Source organism: Corynebacterium sp. HMSC078H07, from assembly GCF_001812805.1.
Taxonomy (GTDB): domain Bacteria; phylum Actinomycetota; class Actinomycetes; order Mycobacteriales; family Mycobacteriaceae; genus Corynebacterium.
The window spans coordinates 264,032-271,231 of record NZ_KV810470.1; the positions used below are offsets into that span (position 1 = coordinate 264,032).

A 7,200-nucleotide genomic window follows, 5' to 3' on the forward strand; every position below is an offset into this window, starting at 1 on the left:
GCCTCTAATACCCGAGATTTGCCCTAAGCACGCGGTGCGCCTCGTCGGACATGCTCTGTCGATCCGCCTCGACCTCCTCTGCCTCATGCCGGGCGGCGGTAGGACTGGATAGGCGTAGGCTCGCTCCTTCCCGTAGGGCACGTGCCACTACTGGCAGAGTCCTATCCCATGCTGGGTTGCCGGTGGTAGCATCCTCCAGCTGAAGCACCATTAGCCCACCAACAGTTTCCGGGCTAACAATCGTGTGAAACTTCGACCAAGCTCCTAAGCCCTGACCAGGTAATTCCTTCAGCTCCAGTGCCCAATGCATCCAATACGAGAGCGTCCCCGCTGCCTCAACAACCTTGTCGTACGCCTCCCGCTCTTCCGGGGAGAATCCCAGGGCTTGGTCTGCCGTGAACGGCGTAGAAGGCAACTCGTAAATGTTGGACTCATAGATATGAGCTGCCTTATCAAAGCTCTGAAAAGCTTGGTCAAGATACGAATCAAGATTGCTTTGAATCTCTCGAAAGAGCTTGGTTTCAATCAAAGAGCGAGCATGATTCACAGCTCGCACTCGCTCATGGCCCGAAACCAGAGCATGGCTTACCATATCGTCCAAAGTCTTCTCCAACGTCTTTTCGTTGAAGAGTCCGGTGGTATCGGGAGCAGGAGTATTAATCACCTGCTCCAGTTTCTCTTGTGCCCCGAGGAGTTGGAGTACTTCCTTTGGATGCTTCAGGTTCCATTCACGAATATTCATAAAGATTTGATTCCTTTCGATTATCGAATACGGCGGTTAATAGTCGCCAAAACAGATTCCAGTAGAGCGTCATTTTGCTTACCCCGGCGTTGAGGGTTGCCCTGCCCTTGTGAAGGGTCCACAGCACGAGAAGTTTCGTAGCTCCGACAAGCGCCATTAGTTCCATCCGGGGCCTCGACAACAACATCCTGACTAGGCTCGATGCCCTCCAGGGCCTGTGCCAGTGCTACGGCTGGAGACTGTCGAAGACTGCCTTCGAGATGGTTCAATAAGCGATGACCATTAAGAGGCACGGGTGTCATATAGGTTCCTCCTTCGATAAGTTGCCAGCTCGTTGATTCAGAACTGGCTGACGAACAGTGTTTGCGGCGACCGAGCAGCAGGCGCGGGTACAGGAAGTGCCCTTTACACTGCATTGATGCGTAGAATCGCGCAGTGAGTCTGCATCTGGACTTGGTAGCCCGAAGAGGTGAGAAACCCCTTCACCACCGAGCAGGGGTTTTGAAACCGTGGCTACCGAGTTCAGGGCAGGCTCACGGATAAGCCAGAATGAGCAGCCAAAGCGACACTGGAGCGGAGGCGAACAGCGAATTCATTTGGCCCGGGCGCTCTGCCCTGCACGAGGAGAATCGTGCAAGGATGTCGTTATGAACGTTAATCGGAAAAACAGATACTTTTCCTTAGCCGATAAGAGCGGGCGATCGATTGGCTCGATGTGGTACGCAACCACGGTTTCCAAGAAGGACACCGGTGACTTTTACATCACAACCTACGCCGGCGATCCAGGACTGAAAGTGGATTATCAACCGATCTACTTTTCACTCCATCTTCCAAAGCAACGGCATGCCACCCCCGCATTCTTTCTCCGCATACCAAGGAAAAATGTCCATCGCTCTCGGCTAGAGGTCGCTACCAGTTTCCCGCTAGAAAAGTCGGTGACCTTTCCCGCAGAACAGATTGACGAAGAATGCTGGCGCGTCGTGCGGCTAACTTGGTCTTACCGTCTTCAACAAGAAAAGTACGGCTCAATCGCACTTTCTAGGTATGTTTCCCCGATTCTTGAAGAACCAAACGATGGCTTTGTGCTCCGAGAGGAACTTCCGCCAAACAGCTACTGGAAAATCGACTTCTTCCTATCGAAGAACACGCCCTACAAGCTGCCGGGCGAAGCGCTGGGCTTAGCCTCTTCCGTGAATGACTACGAAGCAATCACTCATCTGAGGTCAAACTCTCTTGGAGAGAAATACTTTCTAACGTCTGTGTCTTCGATGTCATCGGGTTTGCGCAGACCGGTCCCAGAGTACTGTCAAGCTCCGGCCTCTTTGAAAGCCGACGCAACCATGATTAGCAGAATGGCAATTCACGATTCAGGATTTTACTGGGTCCACGAAACCATTACTTCGAAAAAGTTCAAAGAACAACTGCAGAACAGCCCACGGTTTAGCTTAGTTACTCGTTAAGGCCTCGTAGTTCTGGAAAAGCAACTCTAGGCGCTGCCTCTCGTTGGTGAGCTTGCGCGGGGCATCAAACGCTTTATCTACCTCCCTATCCAAGGCATCATGAGCTCGAACCAGGGCCGGGTCCATGCTCAGCGGGGCATAATGTTCAGCCAACGACCTCTCAGGGTGCAACGCACGAGCAGCGAGAACTTTCTCCCCTGCCTTGATAACCGAGGTCCTTTGCTTCTCTGACAACTCGGGAACTGGAAAATTGTTCCAAACCAGCGTGTTACTGAACCGTAGGTCACTCTTGATTTTGCCGCCTATAGTGCGTTGCCACGCCATGAACATCGAGGAGGAGATGAGCGAGAACAAAAGCCCGTCCTCGTCCTGAACCTGAAAATTAGCGTCACCACAGATAACGTCTGAATCGAAACGCTGTACCGTGAAGAACTTACGCGACTCCCCTACATGGCGCGGGATACCGACGTAGCTTGTCTCTTGATTACGAATCTCGGTAAACAGATGAGGCGTTGCCGCTCGCTCACGGGTTGCTTTCTTTGCACTGGCTTCTCGAAACTCTCTGCACGCCTCGATTCTCTGCTTAAGCACCTCTGAGCGCTGCACGTCTGCCGGGTCCAGGTCTTCCAACCACAAGCACCACCTATTAAGTCCACGAACAAGCTCACGACTACCGATAAACTTTCGCAAATACTTCGAGGCAACCGGGTCTGAAGAAACATAGTCATAGTCCTTGACTTCTACTATGAGATTTCCGCTATCCGTGGGCTGGCTCCCTCGGACCGCTGCACCAATCATATTGCTTAGCGGCTTCATCCGCTTCTCCACAAGGACGTTAGGGCCGTCTACGAGGTAGGCGTTAATACTAGTAGCCACCGGAACAGGCACCGGCTCACCGTTCACTCGAGGATAATCCCAGAGCAGCGGTTTAAACTCTCCTCGTGAGAAGCCCACAATCACGCAATGAACAGCGGCTTTTCCAGGGGCCTCTGAGTCCCACGAGAACGTGCGATGAGCGAACTTGATTCTCCAGCCTTCTCGAAACAGCGGCCCGAACAGCGCTGGTACAGGTTGGCCCTGTGTAATCGAGTTGGTGGTGACGTAGGCGAACTGTCCTTTGCGATTCTTTAACAGTTTCATCGCCTGCGCGTGCCATCCGGTTACATAGTCCAGGTAGCCGTCATAGTCCTTGCCCCATACACGGCGCATGTCCTGAGTCTGTTCTTTGGTCTTTGTGTACTGTCCGATAAAGGGAGGATTACCGAAGACCAGTGTCTCTCCACGAGGCTTGGGCACAACCAGAGACCAGTCCACAGTCAGCGCGTTAGCGTGATGGATATGAGCGGTAATCGAGATGGGTAACCTCTCAGGGGCTGCACCGATACGTTGAGCGAGTTCCTGATTACTTTGGTGATCGACCAAAAACATTGCCGTCTCAGCGATACGAGCAGGCCACCAGTTAACCTCCAGGCCGTGGAACTGTCCGATGTTTAATTTCTGCTCGAACGAGACATCTAGGGCTAGCTCGTCTAGGGTGCCTTCTCTACGTCGAATCTCAACGATGAGGTCAGTCTCTATCTTGCGAAGCTCCCGATAGGCCACGATGAGGAAGTTGCCACTGCCACAAGCCGGGTCAAGAAATGCGTAGTCAGCAAGAGAATCTCTGAACTCCCGAAGCTTCTTAACCGTGGTTGAGCGAGAAGCAATAAGACGTTCTGCCTTCTCCCGTAGCTCTGTCAGAAACAACGGCTCCAGGGTCTTGAGGATATTCTTCTCGCTGGTGTAATGCTCGCCATCGCTCCTACGAGCTTCTTTGCTCTTCACAAGCTGAAAAAGAGAACCGAAAATAGCCGGGGAAATTTCAGACCAATTAAACCGGCACGCCTTGAGCAGGGCATCCCGCATCTCAGCATCGAAATACTGGGTTCTCATAGGTTCAGCGAACACCGCACCGTTCACGTACGGGAACGAGGACATAGAATCCGGTACTCGTCCACGACGGTTCTCGGGCGTGTTCAGAATCTCGAACAACGCGTTAAGCTGGGGACCAAGGTTATCGGCGGTGGTGTTCTCTTCGATGAATCGAGTGAACAAATCCTGCTCCCACAACCCAGCATCGTCACCGAACAGCAGGAACAACAGCCTTGTTAGGTACATCGAGGTCTCGTGTACCCTGAGCTCCTCGTCATGGTAATTGGTGGGGGCGTTGTCTCCTACAGCCTCGTCAACGTCGTCACCTGCCATAGCAGTAAACAGTTCAGCCATAAGCTGAGAGGCCCTGATACTAGCCTTCTCCTCTTCCTGTTTCGTCACAGCGTCGTAACCAGCTAGGAACTTCAGCGCGTCAAGGTTATCGGTCACCTCGGATAAGCCAAAGCTAATATCGAAACCAGAATCAGCATCTCCTAGACGAACCAGACGAAACTGCTCGAAATTAGAGCAGAGCACGTAGCGCGGCATCTCGAAATCTCTCACTGTGCCGCCATTGAGATAGTCAAGAGCCTGTTGGTACGCCACCTCTAGGGAAACGCCCGGCTTCTTTGCTTCACCAATCACCACAGAGGGGTAGAACAAGTCGATTCTTCCAGCACCACCCGTGGAACCACGACGAGCGTTACGCTCGAACAGGTTCATGCGAGCAGCAGATACCCCGAAACAGCTGAAGAGGTCTATCCAGAAACGCTGTGCTGCCTTCTGCTCCTCGCCCGTAAGGCCCTGCTCCTTCCACTGGTCTAATTCTCTGAGCCAGTGAGCTCGAAACGAGTCGAGGCGGCGGTGTATTTCATCCCGAGAGATAGCAGCAGACATACCACGAGACTACCGGGCGGGTGATTAGACGCTGGGTCTAACACTCGGTAGCAAGAACAAACACAAATGTGTTCGATACGCCTTCGAGGCCGCTTGACGAATCTCTCAACATCGAAATACTCGGGTGCAATTGGCCCACTCACACCGCTGTAATCACCGAACCTCCGGGTTGTGTGGGCAATTATTGGGCACGGTATGGTGTAAAATCCGTTTCCAGAACAGTCGATAATGTGTTGAGCTGGTGATTCTTACTCGTGTAGGGGTCGCAGGTTCAAATCCTGTTAGTCCGACAGTGTGAAGTCTCGAGACATCGTTCCGATCGGCGTCTCGAGATTTTTCGTTTTCGGGTTAAGAGTCGTTTTCGGAGCCGTCATTCAGGCTTAAGGCCACATTCACGGTAGATAAGGGCCAGAAATTTTTCGCCCTTATCTACCGTGAATGACAGTGACAGGTGTGCGAGTCCCAGAGCTGTGGGCTGGAGCCCGGAAATCGGGTAGCCGCAACACCTCGGATACTTCGCGGGACAGGGAACTGTGCGGCCCGAGAACGTGCCCCATTTGCGGGCTTTAAACGCGATAGCTGGGGCTTGGTTGCGATCTCAGTTGTCGTTCATAGGTTGAGACACGCTTCTAGAACTGCTCCTGAAAGCGCTAGAAGCAGCAGAGCTGGGCCTCGCACGGGCTTATTTTCAGCAGCCGTCACTTCGGTGTGGAAAGCCGCAGAGAATCGATGTGGTGAGACTTTGCTTTGCTGTTAGGCAACCACGGGGGCTCATGCGGCTACCGCGTGAGCTCCTTAATGTAGCAAAACATGCGGTAATCGTTCCCGTCTTCGTAATGTGAGAATCCGCGCTTTTCGTAAAATCGGCGAGCGTCAACGTCCACTTCATCGACATTGATCTGGATCTCAGTGACGTCTGCTTTAGACACTGCGGTTTCTACTAGGTCCATGATGGCAGTGCCTATCCCCCGCCCTCGAAGCCCGGGATGAACGTAAAGCTCTTCAAGCATCACAATAGGCACCTCATAGTAGGGGCTGGGGCGAACCGTCACGAAGGCGAAGCCGACAGGTAGCTTCTCACCATCAGCAATGCAGACAATGACGTCATCGCGTCGAAGAAGACGCTGAAAACGCTCTGTAAGAACATCGATTGACGGGCACGGGGAGTCGAATTCCGCGTTGGAATCACTGAGCATCACGGCAACATCATGAGGGCGCTCATGCGTAGCGCTTCTGACGGGAACCGACTCGTTCCCCATCATCATTTACGCCTATGATTCTGGTGTGCCGGTACTTGCCGGGACTGTGATGTTGAAGCCAACTCCAAATCGGTCAACAACCATGCCGAAATAGTCTCCCCACGGCGCCTGAGCGAAAGGCATGGACACCGTTCCATCATTGGCTAGCGCAGCGTAAATTTTTTCGGCTTCTTTAACCGAAGTGGCCTCGACGGTGAATCCGATATCTCCAGGGGTGAGTCGGTCACGAGAATCTTGCAGATCGTCCCCGCCACCAAGAGAAAAAGGCCCGCGGAGAGTGCCGTGCGCTACAGCCTCACGAGGCGGGTCGAAGGGGAATTCAACTCCACTATCGAGCTGCTCGCCATAGGTCAAAACCTCGAGCTCACCGCCGAAAACCGAATGGTAGAACTCGAGGATCTCGCGGGCGTTACCAGGGAAAGAAATGTACGGCGTTGTCTTTACTGTCATGCCGCGATGATAACCACGTAACAACCACGCAGTCGACCGACAAGTCCAAGAAAGCAGCAAGGCCACACTCCTGGCTAAGAGCCGAGGGCATGGCCTCATACTGCTTGCGCGCGTGAGCTATCTGGGCTACACCGCAGTAAGCCTCCTCAACTAGCGGTCAGCGCGCCACGGGATGCCTTCCTTGGGCAGGTAGCCCAGGAGGTAGAGGTAATCCATCGCGCCCAAGACAGACACGATGAGACCGCCACCAAGGATTGCAGCGAGGAAGGAGTAACCCACCATCGAGGACGTATCAACGTCCTTGCCATCTTTGCCGTCCTTGCCGTCTACACCGTCACGACCATTCAGACCGTTAAGACCATCGCGGCCATCTTGGCCGTCCACTCCATCACGACCCGGTGCGCCGGGAGCACCAGGAGCACCGTTCAAACCGTTGGAGCCATCTCGGCCGTCCTTACCGTCAACGCCATCCTTGCCATCG

At 53.5% G+C, this 7,200-nt stretch carries 5 protein-coding genes and 1 pseudogene; 1 reads left to right on the plus strand and 5 read right to left on the minus strand.

All coding sequences use genetic code 11. The annotated features are described in order from the left end of the window. Positions 1-4: 4 nt before the first annotated feature. Positions 5-742: a hypothetical protein gene (locus HMPREF2875_RS06435; protein WP_070671354.1), complete on the minus strand. Its 738-nt coding sequence runs from the start codon at positions 740-742 to the stop codon at positions 5-7. Between the two features lie 647 nt (positions 743-1,389). Here HMPREF2875_RS06435 and HMPREF2875_RS06440 point away from each other — a divergent pair. Continuing rightward, positions 1,390-2,202: a hypothetical protein gene (locus HMPREF2875_RS06440; RefSeq protein WP_070671356.1), complete on the plus strand. Its 813-nt coding sequence runs from the start codon at positions 1,390-1,392 to the stop codon at positions 2,200-2,202. On the opposite strand, the gene HMPREF2875_RS06445 is transcribed toward HMPREF2875_RS06440, so the two are convergent. The 4 genes and pseudogenes from HMPREF2875_RS06445 to HMPREF2875_RS06460 all read right to left on the minus strand — a co-directional run. After that, positions 2,188-5,010, minus strand: coding sequence for a DNA methyltransferase (locus tag HMPREF2875_RS06445; RefSeq protein WP_070671359.1), 2,823 nt, complete (start codon positions 5,008-5,010; stop codon positions 2,188-2,190). The two genes, HMPREF2875_RS06440 and HMPREF2875_RS06445, sit on opposite strands and share 15 nt — an antisense overlap. 779 nt (positions 5,011-5,789) lie before the next feature. Then, positions 5,790-6,269, minus strand: a complete 480-nt coding sequence (locus HMPREF2875_RS06450; protein WP_070671398.1) for a GNAT family N-acetyltransferase — start codon at positions 6,267-6,269, stop codon at positions 5,790-5,792. Positions 6,270-6,281: 12 nt separating this feature from the next. After that, positions 6,282-6,719 (minus strand): VOC family protein, encoded by a 438-nt coding sequence (locus tag HMPREF2875_RS06455; RefSeq protein ID WP_070671361.1) that lies wholly within the window; start codon positions 6,717-6,719, stop codon positions 6,282-6,284. Between the two features lie 150 nt (positions 6,720-6,869). Then, positions 6,870-7,200 (minus strand): annotated as a pseudogene (locus tag HMPREF2875_RS06460) (hypothetical protein); the annotation flags it as partial.

What these genes read in the sequence shown, in the direction of transcription:
- HMPREF2875_RS06440 (WP_070671356.1), top strand. Translation starts at nt 1,390, where the DNA reads ATGAACGTTAATCGGAAAAACAGATACTTTTCCTTAGCCGATAAGAGC.
- HMPREF2875_RS06445 (WP_070671359.1), bottom strand. Translation starts at nt 5,010, where the DNA reads ATGTCTGCTGCTATCTCTCGGGATGAAATACACCGCCGCCTCGACTCG.
- HMPREF2875_RS06455 (WP_070671361.1), bottom strand. Translation starts at nt 6,719, where the DNA reads ATGACAGTAAAGACAACGCCGTACATTTCTTTCCCTGGTAACGCCCGC.
- HMPREF2875_RS06450 (WP_070671398.1), bottom strand. Translation starts at nt 6,269, where the DNA reads ATGGGGAACGAGTCGGTTCCCGTCAGAAGCGCTACGCATGAGCGCCCT.
- HMPREF2875_RS06435 (WP_070671354.1), bottom strand. Translation starts at nt 742, where the DNA reads ATGAATATTCGTGAATGGAACCTGAAGCATCCAAAGGAAGTACTCCAA.